At 75.0% G+C, this 16,157-nt stretch carries 12 protein-coding genes; 3 read left to right on the top strand and 9 right to left on the bottom strand.

The features are described 5' to 3' along the window. Nucleotides 1-85: 85 nt before the first annotated feature. Entirely contained in the window at nt 86-688 is a 603-nt protein-coding gene (locus tag ACZ501_RS25705; protein ID WP_361602450.1) for a cysteine hydrolase family protein, read from the bottom strand. Nucleotides 689-801: 113 nt separating this feature from the next. Here ACZ501_RS25705 and ACZ501_RS25710 point away from each other — a divergent pair, with 113 nt between their 5' ends. Continuing rightward, nucleotides 802-1,788, top strand: a complete 987-nt coding sequence (locus tag ACZ501_RS25710; RefSeq protein ID WP_468798398.1) for a GlxA family transcriptional regulator — start codon at nt 802-804, stop codon at nt 1,786-1,788. After that, nucleotides 1,785-4,586 carry a SpoIIE family protein phosphatase gene (locus ACZ501_RS25715; RefSeq protein ID WP_468798401.1) on the top strand — a complete coding sequence of 934 codons (2,802 nt, stop codon included), beginning with the start codon at nt 1,785-1,787 and terminating at the stop codon, nt 4,584-4,586. Before ACZ501_RS25710 ends, ACZ501_RS25715 begins: the two co-directional genes overlap by 4 nt. A 27-nt stretch (nt 4,587-4,613) precedes the next feature. Here ACZ501_RS25715 and ACZ501_RS25720 read toward each other — a convergent pair whose 3' ends face one another. The 7 genes from ACZ501_RS25720 to ACZ501_RS25750 all read right to left on the bottom strand — a co-directional run bounded on the left by ACZ501_RS25720 (nt 4,614) and on the right by ACZ501_RS25750 (nt 12,643). Beyond that, nucleotides 4,614-6,674: a SpoIIE family protein phosphatase gene (locus tag ACZ501_RS25720; RefSeq protein WP_468798404.1), complete on the bottom strand. Its 2,061-nt coding sequence runs from the start codon at nt 6,672-6,674 to the stop codon at nt 4,614-4,616. A gap of 173 nt (nt 6,675-6,847) precedes the next feature. Further along, nucleotides 6,848-7,327: a DUF3574 domain-containing protein gene (locus ACZ501_RS25725; protein WP_361602462.1), complete on the bottom strand. Its 480-nt coding sequence runs from the start codon at nt 7,325-7,327 to the stop codon at nt 6,848-6,850. A gap of 105 nt (nt 7,328-7,432) precedes the next feature. Then, on the bottom strand, nt 7,433-8,356 hold the full coding sequence (locus tag ACZ501_RS25730; protein ID WP_468798407.1) for a DNA-binding protein: 924 nt from the start codon (nt 8,354-8,356) through the stop codon (nt 7,433-7,435). Continuing rightward, nucleotides 8,353-9,570: an MAB_1171c family putative transporter gene (locus ACZ501_RS25735; RefSeq protein WP_468798410.1), complete on the bottom strand. Its 1,218-nt coding sequence runs from the start codon at nt 9,568-9,570 to the stop codon at nt 8,353-8,355. The genes ACZ501_RS25730 and ACZ501_RS25735 overlap by 4 nt, the downstream gene beginning before the upstream one ends. Next, on the bottom strand, nt 9,567-10,100 hold the full coding sequence (locus ACZ501_RS25740; RefSeq protein WP_361602471.1) for a hypothetical protein: 534 nt from the start codon (nt 10,098-10,100) through the stop codon (nt 9,567-9,569). Before ACZ501_RS25740 ends, ACZ501_RS25735 begins: the two co-directional genes overlap by 4 nt. Before the next feature lie 328 nt (nt 10,101-10,428). After that, nucleotides 10,429-11,616, bottom strand: a complete 1,188-nt coding sequence (locus ACZ501_RS25745; RefSeq protein ID WP_468798413.1) for an amino acid aminotransferase — start codon at nt 11,614-11,616, stop codon at nt 10,429-10,431. Further along, nucleotides 11,609-12,643 (bottom strand): DMT family transporter, encoded by a 1,035-nt coding sequence (locus tag ACZ501_RS25750; RefSeq protein ID WP_468798416.1) that lies wholly within the window; start codon nt 12,641-12,643, stop codon nt 11,609-11,611. Before ACZ501_RS25750 ends, ACZ501_RS25745 begins: the two co-directional genes overlap by 8 nt. Before the next feature lie 155 nt (nt 12,644-12,798). Between ACZ501_RS25750 and ACZ501_RS25755 the strand changes: the two genes are divergently transcribed. Then, nucleotides 12,799-13,281, top strand: a complete 483-nt coding sequence (locus ACZ501_RS25755; RefSeq protein WP_361602480.1) for an Lrp/AsnC family transcriptional regulator — start codon at nt 12,799-12,801, stop codon at nt 13,279-13,281. Nucleotides 13,282-13,310: 29 nt separating this feature from the next. On the opposite strand, the gene ACZ501_RS25760 is transcribed toward ACZ501_RS25755, so the two are convergent. Then, nucleotides 13,311-16,136 (bottom strand): hypothetical protein, encoded by a 2,826-nt coding sequence (locus tag ACZ501_RS25760; RefSeq protein WP_468798419.1) that lies wholly within the window; start codon nt 16,134-16,136, stop codon nt 13,311-13,313. Nucleotides 16,137-16,157: the final 21 nt, after the last annotated feature.

Genomic DNA, 16,157 nt, shown 5'->3' on the forward strand with positions numbered 1-16,157 from the left:
GGGGGGTGCCGGGCCTCGGCCGTGCCGGTCGTGGACCCCACCGGTCCCGGGACCACCGCGGCGGCCGGGACGCGGCTCGCGCGGCCTACGCGGCGGCCCGGGAGGCGCAGGCGTCGAGCAGCTGCGCCGTGCTCACCACGCGGGCGAAGCCGCCGCCCTGGAGGTTGACGGCCGTGGCGGCGGCCAGCTCGCGGGCCGTCAGGGACAGGCCGTCCGGACCGGCCAGGTCGAAGGTGTGGGTGGCGTCCAGCGGGAGCAGCACCTCGTAGCCGAGGTTCCCCGCCATGCGGGCCGTGGTCTCGACGCACATGTTGGTCTGGATCCCGGCGACGACCAGCTGGCGGATGCCGCTCGCGGTGAGCCAGTCCCCGAGGTCCGGGGTGCCGTAGAAGGCCGAGTTGACGGTCTTGGTGACCAGCAGGGCCTCCTGGCCGCGCCGCTCCTCGACGAAGTCCTTGAAAGCGTGTCCGGGGTGGTCGGGAGCCAGGACGGAGCCGGGCCGCGAGGCGTGCCGGACGAGCACCACCGGGCGTCCGGTCCGCTGCCAGGCGTCCATGAGGGCGGCGATGTTCCCCTCGGCGGCCGGGTTGTCGCGGGGCCCCCAGAAGGACGCGTCGTCGAAGCCCTTCTGGACGTCGATGACGAGCAGGGCGCTGTCGGCTGCGAGGGCGATCGTGTTCTCGGTCATGGCTCCATCGTGTCGCCGGGCCCCGCGGCGTCCCAGGGGCTGCGGGGCCGGGGATCGATGGGATCCTGCCAGGCTGGCAGGACCGGCGGCCCGGGGTCTGGCAGAGTGGCCGCATGCAGCGCGTCGCGATCGTCGCCCAGCCCGGGATCCGCAGCTTCGACCTCGCCGTGATCACCGAGGTCTGGGGCCCGGACCGCAGCCGCAGCGGGGTTCCCCCGTTCGAGCTGCGCCGCTGCGCCCTGGACAGCGGGCCGATCGCCCTGCCCGGCGGGCTGACCCTGATGCCCGACCGGGGCCTGGACTGGCTGGAGCAGGCCGACCTGGTCGTCGTACCGGCGCTGGCGGAGCCCGCCGACCCCACGCCCGAGCCGGTCCTCGCCGCCCTGCGCGCGGCGCACGCCCGGGGGACGCCGGTGGCCGCGCTGTGCGCCGGTGCCTTCGTACTCGCCGAGGCCGGGCTCCTCGACGGCCGCCGGGCGGTGACGCACTGGTGGCTGGCGCCGCAGCTCGCGGCCCGCCACCCGGCGGTGCTGGTCGAGGAGGCCCCGCTCTTCGTGGAGGACGACGGGCTGTGGACCTCCGCCGGGGTGGCCTCCGGGATCGACCTGTGCCTGCACCTGGTCCGCGAGGCCCACGGCGCGGAGGCCGCGGCGGCCATCGCCCGCTCGATGGTGACGGGCCCCTTCCGGACCGGGGACCACGCCCAGTACCTGGACCGGCCCACCCCGGCGGCCGACCGCGGCGCCGAGGCGCTGGCCGCCGTCCGCCAGCAGGCCCTGCGCCGGCTGCACGAGCCGCTGGACGTAGCCACCCTGGCCCGGTGGGCGGGGATGTCCCCGCGTTCCTTCGCCCGGCACTTCAGCGCGGCCATCGGCACCACACCGCACAAATGGCTGCTGAGCCGCCGTCTGGACGAGGCCCGCAAACTGCTGGAGCGCACCGACCATCCGGTGCCCGAAGTGGCCCGGCGCGCCGGGTTCGCCAGCGAGGTCACCTTCCGCCAGCACTTCGGCGCCTCCTTCGGACTGAGCCCCCGCGCGTACCGGGCGGCCGCGGCCAGCGCCCCCGCGGGCGGCGACAGTGTTAGAAAGGGCTCATGACCGGACGTTCGGGTCGGGACAGGCGGGCACGGCCGGTGAGCCTGCGCGCGCGCCTCTCGCTGGCCCGCAACAGTCTCGCCGGCCAGGTGTTCTCCCTCACCGCCGTCATCGTGGCCCTGCTGATCACCGCGGCCGCGCTCGCCCTGGTGTTCCAGGCCCGCTACGACAGCGAGCGGGGCGCCCGCGGGCGGTCCCTGGCCGCCGCCGAGGCCTTCGCCCACGCCCCGGGCCTGCCCGCGGCCCTGAAGTCGCCCGATCCCACGGCCGAGCTCCAGCCGCTGGCCGACGCCGCGCGCCGCGCCTCGCGGCTGGACTTCATCGCCGTCATGACCACCGACGGGATCCGGTACACGGACGCCCGGCCCGACCTGATCGGGCAGCGCGCCACCGGGGACATCGCCCGGGCGGCGGCCGGGCAGTCCTTCACGGAGGTGTTCAAGGGCGACCCCAGCGACGCGGTCCGCGCCGTGGTGCCCGTACGCGACGCGCAGGGCACCGTCGTGGGGCTGGTCGCCACCGGCATCGAGGTGGAGAACGTGGGCCACGTGGTCGAGGGCCAGCTGCCGCTGCTGCTCGGCGCCGCCGCGGGCGCCCTGCTGCTGGGCACCGGCGGCGCCGCCCTCGTCAGCCGGCGGCTGCGGCGCCAGACCCGGGGCCTGGGCGCCGAGGAGATGGCCCGGATGAACGAGCACCACGAGGCGGTGCTGCACGCCGTGCGCGAGGGCGTGCTGATCGTCGGCGCCGACCACCGGCTGCTGCTCGCCAACGACGAGGCCCGGCGGCTGCTGAACCTGCCGCCCGACGCCGAACAGCAGCACGTCGGCGACCTCGGCCTGGACCCGCGCACCACCGAACTGCTGCTGTCGGGCCGGGTCGCGACGGACGAGGTCCACCTGGCGGGCGACCGGCTCCTGGCGGTCAACGTACGGCCCACCGAGCCGTACGCCGGGCGGCCGTCGGGCAGTGTCACGACCCTGCGCGACACCACCGAGCTGGCGGCGCTGTCCGGGCGCGCCGAGGTGGCCCGGGAGCGGCTCCAGATGCTCTACGAGGCGGGAGTGCGGATCGGCACCACCCTGGACGTCGTGCGCACGGCCGAGGAGCTGTCGGAGGTGGCCGTGCCGCGCTTCGCGGACTTCGTCACCGTCGAGCTGCTGGAGCCGGTGCTGCGCGGGGAGGAACCCTCGCCGGCCGCCGGGCTGCACACGCAGATGCGGCGGGCGGCGATGTGCGGGACCCGCTCCGACCAGCCGCTCCAGCCGGTCGGCGACCTCATCCGCTTCGAGGTGCCGACGGCCCCGATGGCGGCGGCCCTCGCCGCCGGCCACGCGGTGCTGGCCGCCGACCTGCACGCGGCGATGGGCTGGCGGGCGCAGGACGAGGCCGGGACGAAGCAGGCCCTGGACTACGGGTTCCACTCGCTGATCTCCGTACCGCTCCAGGCCCGGGGCGTGGTCCTCGGCATGGCCAACTTCTGGCGGGCGGCCGACACCCCGGAGGCCTTCGACGAGGAGGACCTGTCCTTCGCCGAGGAGCTGGGGACGCGCGCGGCGGTCTCCGTCGACAACGCCCGGCGGTTCACCCGCGAGCACGCCACCGCCGTGGCCCTCCAGCGCAGCCTGCTGCCCCGGGTGCTGCCGGAGCTGAGCGCGGTGGACGTGGCGTTCCGATACCTGCCCGCGAAGGCGGGGGTGGGCGGGGACTGGTTCGACGTGATCCCGCTGCCCGGGACCCGGGTGGCGCTGGTGGTGGGCGACGTGGTCGGCCACGGGGTGCACGCGGCGGCGACGATGGGCCGGCTGCGGACCGCCGTGCACAACTTCTCCACCCTGGACATGCCGCCCGACGAGCTGCTGGGCCACCTGGACGAGCTGACCAACCGGATCGACCAGCTGGAGGGCGGCGCGACGGCCGAGTCGGGCGGCACCGGCGCGGGCCCCGTCGGCGGGGCGGACGAGCCGCCGGCCGGCATCACGGGCGCCACCTGCCTGTACGCCGTCTACGACCCGGTGTCCGGGCAGTGCACGATGGCCAGCGCCGGACACCCGGGGCCCGCCCTCGTCCACCCGGACGGGCGGGTGGAGTTCCCCGAGCTGCCGACCGGCCTCCCGCTCGGGGTGGGCGGCATGCCCTTCGAGACGGTGCAGCTGGTGCTGCCCGAGGGGAGCCGGCTCGTGCTGTTCACGGACGGGCTCCTGGAGGACCGCGACCGGGACTTCGACAGCGGGCTGGCCCTGCTGAGCGACACCCTGTCCCGGCCCGGCCGCAGCCCCGAGCAGGCCTGCGCGGACCTGCTGGCGGCGCTGCTCTTCCCGGCGCCGAGCGACGACATCGCGCTGCTGGTCGCCGACACGCGGCGGCTGGAGGCGGGCCGGATCGCCGAGTGGGCGGTTCCCGAGGAGCCGGCGGCCGTCTCCCGGGTGCGCCGCGAGGCCGCCGACCAGCTGCGGGACTGGGGCCTGGAGGAGGCCTCGTTCACCGCCGAGCTGATCCTCAGCGAGCTGATCACCAACGCCATCCGGTACGGGAACGAGCCGATCCGGGTCCGCCTGCTGCGCGACCGGAACCTGATCTGCGAGGTCTCCGACGGCAGCAGCACCTCCCCGCACCTGCGGTACGCGGCGACCACCGACGAAGGGGGCCGGGGCCTGTTCCTCGTCGCGCAGTACGCCGAGCGGTGGGGCACCCGCTACACGGAGCGCGGCAAGGTCATCTGGGCGGAGCTGTCGCCGTCGGGCGGCGCGGAGGCCCCGCTGCTCGCGATGGACCTCGACGCCCTGGAGGACCTGGCCTGGTGAGGCGCGGGGGGTGCGCGCGTCCGGCCCTCACCCGGCAGTGGCGGTACGCGCCAGGAGTACGGCCACGTCGTCCTGCGGGGCGTCGGGCAGCAGCCGGGCCAGGATGCCGTCGCACAGCTCCTCCAGCGGCCGGCCGGCCTGGCGCAGCGCCCGCGCGAGGCGGTCCAGCCCCTCGTCGAGGTCCCGGTGGCGGCACTCGATCAGCCCGTCGGTGTACAGCGCGAGCAGGGTTCCGGGCGGCAGGGGGACCTCTTCGGTGCGGAAGTCGCGCCCGCCGGTGCCCAGCGGGGTGCCGGGCGGTCCGTGCAGGAAGGAGACCCGCCCGTCGGGGGTGGCCACGGCGGGCGGCGGGTGGCCCGCGCGGGCGATGAGGCAGCCCCCGGCCGCCGGGTCGTGGACGGCGTAGACGCAGGTCGCCATCTGGTCCTCGCCGAGGTCGGCCACCACCGCGTCGAGGGAGCGCAGCAGCAGCGCCGGCGGCACGTCCTGGCGGGCGAGGGTGCGCACGGCGGTGCGCAGCTGTCCCATCACGGCGGCCGCGTGGATGCCGTGGCCCATGACGTCGCCGATGACGAGGCCGGTGCGGCCGCGGGGCAGCTGGATGACGTCGTACCAGTCGCCGCCCACGTCGTGCTCGCTCGCGGGCAGGTAGCGGCCGGTGAGTTCGAGGCCTGGCACCTCCGGGAGCGCACTGTTGGTGAGGCTGCGCTGGAGGGTGAGGGCGGCCTGGCGCTGGCTGGTGTACATCCGGGCGTTGTCGATGTTGAGGGCGGCCCGGGCGACGAGTTCGTCGATGAGTACGCAGTCCTGCGCGTCGAAGGGCTCGCGGGAGCGCAGCCGGGTCACGGCGACGGCTCCGAGGACCTTGCCGCGCGCGACCAGCGGCACCATGCGGGCCGATCCGAGGGTGGCCAGGTAGTCGCGCAGCGCTCCGGCGCGGGGGTCGGTGATCAGCGCGGGGATGTCGGTGACGTAGAGGTTCATGGGCCGGCCCTCGGCGATGACCCGTTCGTAGACCGAGCCGGCGGGGATCCGCAGGGTCTGGCCGGGCGCCAGCCGGGCGGTGGGGGCGGAGGGGTCGGGGAAGGTCGCGGCGAGCCTGCGCAGGAGCCCCTGGGCGGCGGCGGGGCTCTCGTCGGGGTCCAGTACGGCTTCGAGGAGCTGGACGTCGGCCGAGTCCGCGAGCTGCGGGACCAGCAGGTCGGCGATCTCCTGGGCGGTCTGGCGCAGGTCGAGGGTGGTGCCGATGCGGGTGCCGGCCTCGGCGAGCAGGGCGAAGCGGGTGCGGGCGCGTTCGGCCTCGAGCTGGGCCCGCTGGCTCTCGGTGATGTCGATGAGGGAGGCGATCAGGCCGAGGCGGCGCCCGCTGCCGTCGAGCAGCGGGGCGTAGGAGCAGGACCAGGTGCGGTCCTGGTCGGGGTCGGCCGGGGTGCGGCCGGTGCGGCGCACGTCGACGACGGCGGTGCCCTGTTCGAGCACCTGGCGCATCGTGGCCTCCAGGGCGGCGGCGTTGACGCCGGGCACGACCTCGGTGAGGCGTTTGCCGAGGTGCGCGGCGGCGGGGACGCCGTTCATCCGGGCCAGGGCGTCGTTGACGCGCAGGAAGCGCAGGTCGGAGCCGAGGGTGGCGAGGCCGATCGGGGACTGGGTGAAGAGGCTCTGGAGGGCGGCGAGGGAGTCCCGCATCCGCAGGACCTCGGAGGTCTCGACGGCGATGAGCAGGGCACCCGTACGGCCCTGGGGGTCGGCGGCGGGCACGATCCACATCTCCATCGCGACCCGGTGGCCGTCGCGGTGGCGCACGGGCAGGGTGCCCACGACGGTCTCGCCGGCTTGGACGCGGCGGGTCAGGTCGTCGGCGAGTTCGCGGTTGGCCTCGGGGACGAGCACGGCGGTTCCGCGGCGGCCGAGGACGTCCTCGGGGCGGTGGCCCAGCAGGTCCTGGGCGGCGAGGGACCACTCCACGACGCGGCCGTCCGCGTCCTCCCGCCACAGGGCGATCGGGAGCAGCTCGCGCAGTACGCCCGCGTACCCGACCGCCGCCGTCGGCGGGTCGGGCACGTTGCTCGTCGACTGGTAAGTGTCCAATGCACCGACCTCACCCCGGAAGGCCTGATTCGTACCGGTTTCACCCTATCCGAGGGCCCGGTGCGGGGCGCTCTGCCGGACGGGGGCTCCTGCCGCCGTCCAAGCCCGGCGGCCGCGCGCACCTGCCCCGGCGCCGGGGCGGACCTTCCCGGCGCCGGGCACCCGCCCTGCGGTCAGAAGTCGACCTGGGCCCGGACGTCGGCGCGGCCCACGGACTCCAGCTCCCAGATGTCGCAGTAGAGGCGGCGGATGTACTCGATGTCGGCGTTGCGGGCGGGCGCCTCGCGCACCGGGTACATGACCGTCAGCTCGTACGATCTCTCGCGGTTGATGTCACCGTCCTTGTCGCGCCACTGGCCGCGGCCCTCCTGCAGGGTCAGGCCGGAGGGGAACCGGGGCGTGACCACGTCGGCGATGAACTTGTTGAACTCCTCCTCGGTGATGGGCGGGTGGCCGTCGTGCCGGCCGGTGCCGAAGTAGAGGTGGGTGGAGATGTACGCGCTGCCCTGTTCGGCGGTGTCCGCGGAGGCGGACGCCGCCGAGGCCGAGCGGGTGCCGGGAGAGGCCTGCGACACCGGTCCGCCGAAGGCGAACAGGAGCGCGGCCGCCGCGAGGAGAGCGGCGGCGGGCGTGGAGATCCTTAAGGAGCGCATGTCGTCGTCCTGTCTGTTCGTGGGTGTGGTCCGCGATCTGCGGACGTGTCGGTCCGGAGGCCGGCCGGCGGGCCGGCCGGTGTCCGGGGTCCCGGTCCGGGGGGTCTAGGCGGGCAGCGATTCCAGCAGGAAGTCCGCGGCGTCCCGCAGCGGGGCCGGAGCGCCCGTGTCCCGGCGGAGGGCGGCCGCCGTCCTGCCGAGCGTCCCGGTGGTCCGTACCGAACCGATGGCGGCGGCTCCCGGAGCGACCCGCGCGATCAGGTCCTCCGCCTCCCGCCAGGCCCCGGCCGCCGCGAGGGCGGAGAGCAGCTCGGCCGTGAACAGGTGCCGGTAGGAGGGGCCGGGGGCGGTGGCCGCCCGGTGCAGCAGGGGGATGGCCCGGTCCCAGCGGCGCAGCCTGGCCTGCACCCAGCCCTCGTGGCCCAGCAGCTCGGCCTCGTCGATCCACCACGCCCAGTGCGGGTCCCGCGCCGAGACGCCGTCCAGGAAACGGCTGCGGGCCCGGGAGATCAGCTCCAGCGGCCGCCTGCGGCCACCGAGGAGGGCGGTCGCGTGGGCCTGGCGGATGAGGACGAGGGCGGCGACCCGGGAGGGCAGCGGCCGCGGCCCGGCCACGCGTGCGGCGGCGTCCAGGGCCGCGCGCGGCCGCCCGGTGTGGGTGGCGAGCATGCTGTGGTTCAGCAGCACCAGCCGCCCCGTCGAGCGGTCGCCGCAGAGCTGCGCCAGGGCCAGCGCCCGCGCGTTCATCCGGTGGGCGTGCCGGTAGCGGCCGGCGTCGAAGAGGATCCAGCCGATGACCTCGCTCAGCTCGGCGAGGGCCGCGAGCCGGTCCGGGTCGTAGGCGTGCAGGGCGCGGGGATCGGCCGACAGTTCCGGGATCCGCCGCAGGGCTTCGCGTACGGCGGGCACGGCGGCCGTCGCGCCGCGCTCGGTGTCCAGGGCCACCAGGCGTCCGATGGTCCGCACGGCCAGCCGCAGGGCCGCGTCCCGTTCCTCGCCGCCCCCGGGCCGGCCGGCCGGCGCCGTCATGACAGCAGGCCGGCGCCGACCGCGCCGGAGGGCCGCCGGCCGAGGCCGTCGAAGGAGGAGGCCACCTCGCTGAGCCACTCCACCTCGTCCCGGAAGTCCTCGTACGGCGGCCTCGCGGGGATGTCGGAGGTGTCGGCCCGCTCGGCGCGCTCCGCGCGCTCCTCCGCCGGGCGGCTCAGCACGGCGCGCACCTGGAGCGCCTCGCCCAGGGGTGAGGTGGGGTCCTCCGGGAGGTCGAGGGAGCGGGCCACGCGGACGAAGTCCTCCAGGGAGAGCGAGGTGCGCAGGATCAGCTGGCCGTCGCGGATCTCGATGACGCGCCGGTAGAGGCGGTAGTGCGGGTCCCGGGGCGGCACCAGGTCGCGCAGCCAGGACCGCGGCGGGTCCAGCGCGATGTCCGGCGACGCCTCGTACAGGGCCCACCACAGGGGCCGCAGCCGGCGGTAGGAGCGGTAGCTGCGGACCCAGCCCCGGGCGCGGGTGATCCGGATCCCCCAGGAGGGGATGGTCCAGCCGGCGATCTGGAGCAGGGCGCCGACGCTGCCGCACGTCCATTGGACGGGGTCCAGTTCCGCGGCGTCGAAGTCCAGGCGGGTGCCGGCGATCTGGATGCTGCGGGTGACGCAGTAGACGAGGATCATGCTGGCGCCGACGGTGACGGTGCGCATGCCGACCTTGAGCCACTGCCGGTTGGCCATCGTGGTGAAGCGCAGCGACAGCCGTACCGTCTCGAACTGGCCGACGGCGCAGATCAGCAGGTAGAAGGACATGTAGAGGGCGTAGCCGCCGTGCTGGATGCTGAGCAGGATCGTCGAGGTGGCCGTCTCCGAGTGCGCCACGGGGCCGACGGCGAAGGAGGCGACGACCAGGACGCCGAGGGCGGCGCCGAAGAACAGGACGCGGTCGCGCGCCATGCGCCGGGCCTCGGCGGGCGGTGACGACCAGTAGACGAGGACGACCTGCTGTGCGGCGGTGAGCACGACGACGGCGGCCTGGGTGATCAGCGAGGTGATGTTCGGCAGGCCGAAGAAGGCGGAGATGTGCAGCCGGAGCTGGTCCAGGTCGACCAGGAAGCTGATGCCGGAGCAGAGGAAGTAGGTGCACAGCGCCCACAGGGCGATGTCGTTCCTCCTGCGCAGCAGGTCCGGAAGACGGTAGGCGAAGGCGGCGAGGCCGACGAAGGCGCACACCCACGCCAGGACGGTGTAGATCACGCGGGCCCCTGGTCGGGCCTGCCGAGCCCGCTCTCGATCCGGGCCACGATCTCGGCGGCCTCGGCCGGGACGCCCCAGGCGGGTTCGGTCCAGCGCTTGGTGGCGCGGGCCAGGATCAGCGAGGCCATCGTTTCGGCCTCCTGCTCCTCGTCGTCGCTGTAGCGGGAGCGCATCAGCACGCCCCGTACCGCGTCGGGGTCGACGTCGGCGAACAGTGCGCCCGCGTCTCCCGCGCCGGACGCCGCGCCGGTCCGGCCGGCGCCTCCGGGGCCTGCGCCCGCACCGAGCTGGTCCAGCTGGACGGAGCCGTTGTGGTCGAAGGCTATGTGGGCCAGCTCGTGGGCGATGATGTGTTCCTTGTGCGACGCCGAAGCCGCCTTCTCGAAGGCGATGATGTCGAAGTCATCGGTTTTCAGCCATATGCCGAAGAGATGGCGTTCGGGGAAGGACGTCGGAATCAAATGGATGGGGCGCCCGCGCTGCCCGCTGAGATATGCGTGGAGTTCGTCGATGCCGCAGCCGTGCTCCATCCCCCACCGTGCGAGCAGATCCTCGCAGGTGTGACGGACCTTCTTGAGACGGCGCCTGAGCCGCCTGTCCTCCGACGCCGGTAACGCGGAGCCAGGTAACTTCATCCCTCAGTCCTCCGGCGAACCCAGCGGTCGGACAATGCGGCCATGATGCCACACCGTCAACTCCCGGCTGATCGGGTGCACTTCCATTCGGCCATGGTCCAGCCGCCCTCCGGATTGCGCGGTCGTTTTCCCGGGACCACCGGGGCCGGAGGGAAAGGGGAGAAAATCGGCGATACCCCGGAAATACCGGAAAGAGGCCCGTCTTCCCCCCTGTGCCACCCGGTCAGCGGTGTGCGAGCACTCCCGCTATGCCCCGCGCCAGGCAGGGGATCCGGTCGCCCGGAATGCCGGCGATGTTGATCCGCCCGGCGGTGGTCCCGTAGATCGCGTACTCGCGGCGCAGCCGGAGCATCTCCTGCGCCGTCAGCGGCAGCATCGAGAACATCCCCCGCTGCCGTGCGAGCGAACGGGCCTGCTCCTGCCATCCCAGGGCGTCCAGGCGGGCGGTCAGATCGGTCCGGTTGGCCTCGATCCGGCTGCGCATCGCGTCCAGTTCCGCACGCCAGAGGTCCCGCAGCCCGGCGTCGTCGAGGATCGCGGTGACGACGGCGGCGCCGTGCTCGGGCGGCATCGAGTAGAGCGTCCGGGCGGCGTTCTGCAGGGCCGTCTCGGCGTGCCGTACGGCCCGGGCGGACGCGCCGAGGACGATGGCGCAGCCGGTGCGGTCGCTGTAGAGGCCGAAGTTCTTCGAGCAGCTCACGGCGATGAGCATCTCCGGGACCCGCTCGGCCAGCAGGCGCGTGGCCGCCAGGTCGGCCTCCAGCCCGTCTCCGAGCCCGTGGTAGGCCAGGTCGACGAAGGGCACCCAGCCGTCCCGGGACGCCAGGTCCGCCAGCGCCTCCCAGTCCTGCGGCGCGGGGTCGGCCCCGGTCGGGTTGTGGCAGCAGCCCTGGAGCAGGACGACGTCGTCGCGCCGTGCCCGGGCCAGGTCGCGCAGGACGGCGGCGGCGTCGAAGCCGCCCTCGGCGTCGCACCAGGCGAAGGTGCGGACCTCCAGGCCGGCGGCCTCCAGGATGGGGCGGTGGTTGACGTAGGCGGGGTCGCTGATCCACACCGTGGTGCCGGGACGGGTCCGGCAGATCAGGTCGGCCAGCAGCCGCAGCGCTCCGGAGCCGGCGACGGTCTGGACGGCCGCGGCCCGGTCGGCGGGGCCCTTCGGACCGAGGACCAGGTCGAGCAGCGCCCGGTTGAAGGCGGCGTTGCCGGAGAGCCCGCGGTACTCCTTGGACTCCGAGCGCTCCGCGAGGCGGATCTCGGCCTCACGGACGGCGGCCATCACCGGGGTGCGGCCGGTCTGGTCGCGGTAGACGCCGAGGACCAGGTTCAGCCGCTCGGCCCGCTCGTCGGAGCCGAACTCGTAGGTCAGGTCCCACAGCGGGTCGGTGGGCGGCGGGGGAAGGAGCTCAAGCATCTGCGGGGACCTCGGGGAGGGGACGGGCGGCGGGACGGACGGAGGAAGGGGCGGTGGCGGCCGGAGGGGCGGCGCGGCGGCGGCGGTTGGCCAGGACGACGCCGGCGGTGATCAGCGGTACGCCGATCAGCACGGCGGGGGTCGGCGCCTCGCCGAGCACCGGGACGGCGAGCAGGACGACGGCCACGGGGCTCAGGCTGCCGACGACGGAGCTGCGCTCGGCGCCGAGCCTGCGGATGGCGAAGGCGTACAGCAGACCCGCGCACAGCCCGACCCCGAGCCCCTGCACCACGAGGAACAGCGCGATGTCGCCGCCCGACGCCGAGGCGAGGCCGGTCGGGAGCACCCCGGTCAGCACCAGGAGCCCGATCACCGCGAAGGACGGCAGGCACAGCAGTCCGATCGACCCGACGGGGTCGAGGTCCACGTCCCGCAGCCCCACCGTGTACAGGGCCCACAGCCCGCTGGCCACCAGGAGCGTGCCCGCCCCCTCGAGCACGCCGGCGTCCACGGGCACGACGTACCGCCACACGAGTGCGGCCACTCCGGCCGCGATCAGCGCGAGCCCGGCCACCTGCGTGCCCCGGGGCAGGCCGTGCCCCCGGGCGGTCATCAGCGCGGCGACGAAGAGCGGGACCATGCCGGGGACGATCGAGCCGACGAAGGCCGCCGAGGTCAGGCCGCCGCCGTGCATGGCGGCCAGGAAGAACGGCACCCCCGCACCGCAGATGATCTTGACGGCGGCGCCCGGCTTCACCGCGGCGATGCGGCGCCGGCGCCGCCACAGGGCCGGCAGCAGCACGACGAGCGGGACGCCGAAGCGCAGCAGGGCCGCGTCCGCGGGCAGGAGGGTGGAGGCGCTCAGGCCGCGGGCGCTGAGTGCGAAGGCCGCCCAGATGGCCACCGTCACCAGCAGCGCGGCCATGCCCTGGGCCTGGGGGGACGGCCGGCGCCGGCCGGGGTGTCCGGCCGGCGGGACCGCCGTGTCGTGAGGCGCGGCCGCGCCGGTGGTGTTGGTCGCGACCAAGGAAGTTGCTCCAGCCTGTGAGAGCGGGCCGGTCCGGCCCGTTCCCCGGCAACGTTAGGGCTTCGGCCGGGGCAGCCGATTGCCAGTTCTGCCGCTCGGACATACGTTTGGGGCAGAATCTGCCAAGGAATGGCGAAGAAGCACCGGGAGCAGCCGTGGACGCGGTCGATCTGCAGATCATCCGGGAGTTGCAGGCCGACGGCCGGCTCTCCAACCAGGACCTCGCGGACCGGGTCCGCCTCTCCCCGTCCCCCTGCCTGCGCCGGGTCCGCCGGCTGGAGGAGGCGGGCCTGATCCGCGGCTACACCGCCGTCGTCGACCAGGTGTCCTTCGGGCTCCCGATCACCGTCTTCGTACGGATCCGGCTGGAGCGCCACACGGCGGACGCGGTCGCCCTCTTCGAGGGGCACGTCGCGGTCATCGAGCACATCCAGGACTGCTACCTGATGGCGGGCAGCAGCGACTACCTGCTCCGGGTCGTCATCGAGGACCTGGAGGCGTACGAGGCCCTCGTCCGGCACACGATCCACGCCATCCCGGGGATCGCCTCGATCGAGTCGAGCTTCGCGTACGGCAGCGTGAAGCAGTCCCGCACCTACCCGCGCCCCACACCGGGCTCCTCGGCCCGCACCCTCTGACCGCCGGGCGGGCCGGGCGGCACGGCTCCTCAGGTGGCCAGCCGGGGCGGCCGGGCCGCCGCGGGGGCGGGGACCGCCACCCGGGGCGCCGGGGCCGCGGTCCGCGGGGGCGGTGCGACGTCGGGCTGGGTCGCCGACAGACGGGCCGCGTGGGTGCCGGCCGCCTGCGCCACCGCCGTCAGGGCCTGCACGTCGTCCGGGGCGAAGCGGCCCGACGCGACGGCCGCCGTGACCGCCGCACCGGCCCGCTCGGCCACCGCCCCGTAGGGGGCCGCCGCCCGGCCGGGGCCATCGGGCAGGTCGTGCGGGGGAAGCTGCTTCCAGGCCTCGCGCAGGCCGCGGATCCGGGGGTGGCCCGAACCGGCCAGCTCGCGGCCCATGTCGCTGCGGATCCAGCTCTGGAAAGCGCGGCTGACGCCCTCGCCTGCCTGTTTCGCGTCCCGCGCCGTGGCGTACGGAGCCGGGGCCGCCGGACCGTCGTACCGCTGGGACGGGCCCTGCGGGCCGGGCCGCGCAGGGGTGCGGCCCGTGAGGCCCTGGCCGCCGTCGTCCGGAGGACGCTGCGCCGCGCGGTGCCGGGCGAGCTGGGAGCCCTGGAGTGCCGTGGCCATGAAGCCGGCGGAGACGTTCCCGCTCTCCGGCGGGGCGACCTTGGCGTCGAACGCGGCCAGGCGCTTCACGTCGTCGCCTCGGCTGTCGAAGACATCGCCGGGGAGCATCCGGGACGCGGCGCCGGTCACGTCGACCGTGTGCCGGCGGCCCTGTGCCTCGAACTCCAGCCGGTAGCCGAGGTACTGGCGGTCGTCGTCGAAGACCAGTTCCCCCCGCATCTCCCCACCGGCCGACCGCACGGCGGACTCCACGGCGTCGAGGGCCTGCGGGAGGCGGGAGACGCGGCCGAGGCAGGCCACGTACGCGTCTCCCTCGATGCCGAGGGAATTGCCGTCGCTGTCCAGGGCCTCCAGACGGACCCGGCCGTCGGGGGCGGTCACCGTACCGACCGACCCCAGGTAGCGACCGCCGTACGTCACGAGGCGGCCGTCGCCGCCGAATGCGGCGTCGTGCGCGCGGCGCAGGGCCGTGTACTGGGCATCGTTGTGGAGGACGAAGGGCGCGTCCTTGCCCACCATGAACACCCGGGCCTCGGGGTCGGCCTGGAGGATGATCTCCGCGTTGGCGATGGCGGCACCGCCGACGCCGGCGATCACCCAGTCCTTGGCGACGGCCGGGTCGTACTCGCCGTCGCCAATCGCATCGCCCATCAGGACCCGGCCGGGTGCGAGGGCGCCGGCCTCCTCCCAGGCCGCGGTCGCCCGCAGGGTCCCCGTCGCGCCCGCGACACGCGTGTCCTGCGAGGCGTTCAGGACCTCCGCCGTCCGGGGATCGGCCAGGATCCGCAGGCTCGCGGCGGCCCGCCCCTCGCCGTCCGGGAGCGCGAGGAGCCGGTCGCGGGCCGCCTCGGCCTCGGGGGTCCCGGCCGCGGTGAGGACCTCGGTGAGGACCTCGGCCGCCTCCCGCTCGGTCGGGATCCCGCGGTCGGCGCCGGGGATGATCTCGGGCGGGATGCCGGTGGCGATCAGCGGGGCACCCTTGACCTCGACCTTGACCGGGTCGGAGCCGTCGGCCGGGACGATCTCGGCGATCAGGCGGCCGTCGGCGCTGATGCCCAGCTCCGCCCGCCCGTCGATGAGCGGGCCGCGCGCGGCGGCGGTGTCCTCCCAGAGCTGGAGCGCGGGAAGCGGCACCCGCTCCTGCGGCCCGGCGAACTGGTAGGGGTCGCCCATGCCGCTCTGGCGCAGGTGGCGGACCTGGTCGGCGGACTGGACGATCGCCGTGATGGGGTCCACGTGCCAGCGTCCGCGGGCGTCCACGAGCAGGGCGCCGGGGTCGCGCCCGGCGAGGGCGGCGCCGCCGCCGATCATGACCTCGAACTCCGGGTACCGGCCCTCGGAGAGGGCGGCCTGCCGCTCGCGCAACTCGGCGAGGGTCCGGGCGCTGAGCTCGGTGCGCTGCCGGGCGGCCTCGGCGGCGGCCCGGTCCAGTTCCTCGCGCGGTACGGGGGTGCCGTCGGGGCGCAGGCCGGGCATGGGGTACTCGTCTCCCAGGGCCGCCGGCTGCGGGGCCTGGGCGCGGGCGGCCCGGGCGGCGGCCAGCGCCTGCGCATCGGCGGGGTCGAGCTGCTCCAGGGGGACGGCGAGCGCGTCCATGGCGTCGCGCGTCTCCGCGGGAAGGTACGGGCTGACGAACCTCAGGCGCGCCATGGCCGCCTGCCTCTCGGCGACGCCGCTCTGTGCGCCCTCCGCCGACGGTCCCGGCCTGAGGCCTGCCTCGTCGACGAGAGCGGAGAACCGGTCCCGGGCTTCCAGACGCTCGGAATCCGTGAGCGCGATGTCACCCATCCTGTGAGCGAGGAAGTTGAACTCGCCCACACGGCCCCGGTCGGCGTCCGACAGCTCAAGTTGCGCGGGCAGTGCGGTGCCGGGGGCCAGCAGGTTCTCCAGGGGCACCTGCCCGCCGGCCGCGGCGCGCTCCCGTACGGCGAGCAGTTCGCCGAGCTCGCGGGCCAGCAGCTGTCCGACCTGTTCGGGCCGCAGGGTGTCGGCGAACTGGGCGACGTACCGGTCGGTCGTGGTGTTGGTGAAGGTGCGGGCCGCCAGCTGCCGCGGCAGTGCCGCCGTGTCCAAGCGCAGCTCGATGGGCCTTCCGGCCGGGTCGCTGAGGAGGAAGAACCGTCGGCCGTCCTGCTCGGTGAGGGTGCCGCCCCGCAGCTGCGTGGAGTAGAGGTCCCGCAGCACTGCGGGCAACGCGGCCTCGGCCACGGCGAGCAGCCGACCTTCCCCGGTGCTCAGGTCCACTGATGTCCCCCCGCTTGACCT

This window comes from Streptomyces sp. NPDC034085 (genome assembly GCF_055575555.1).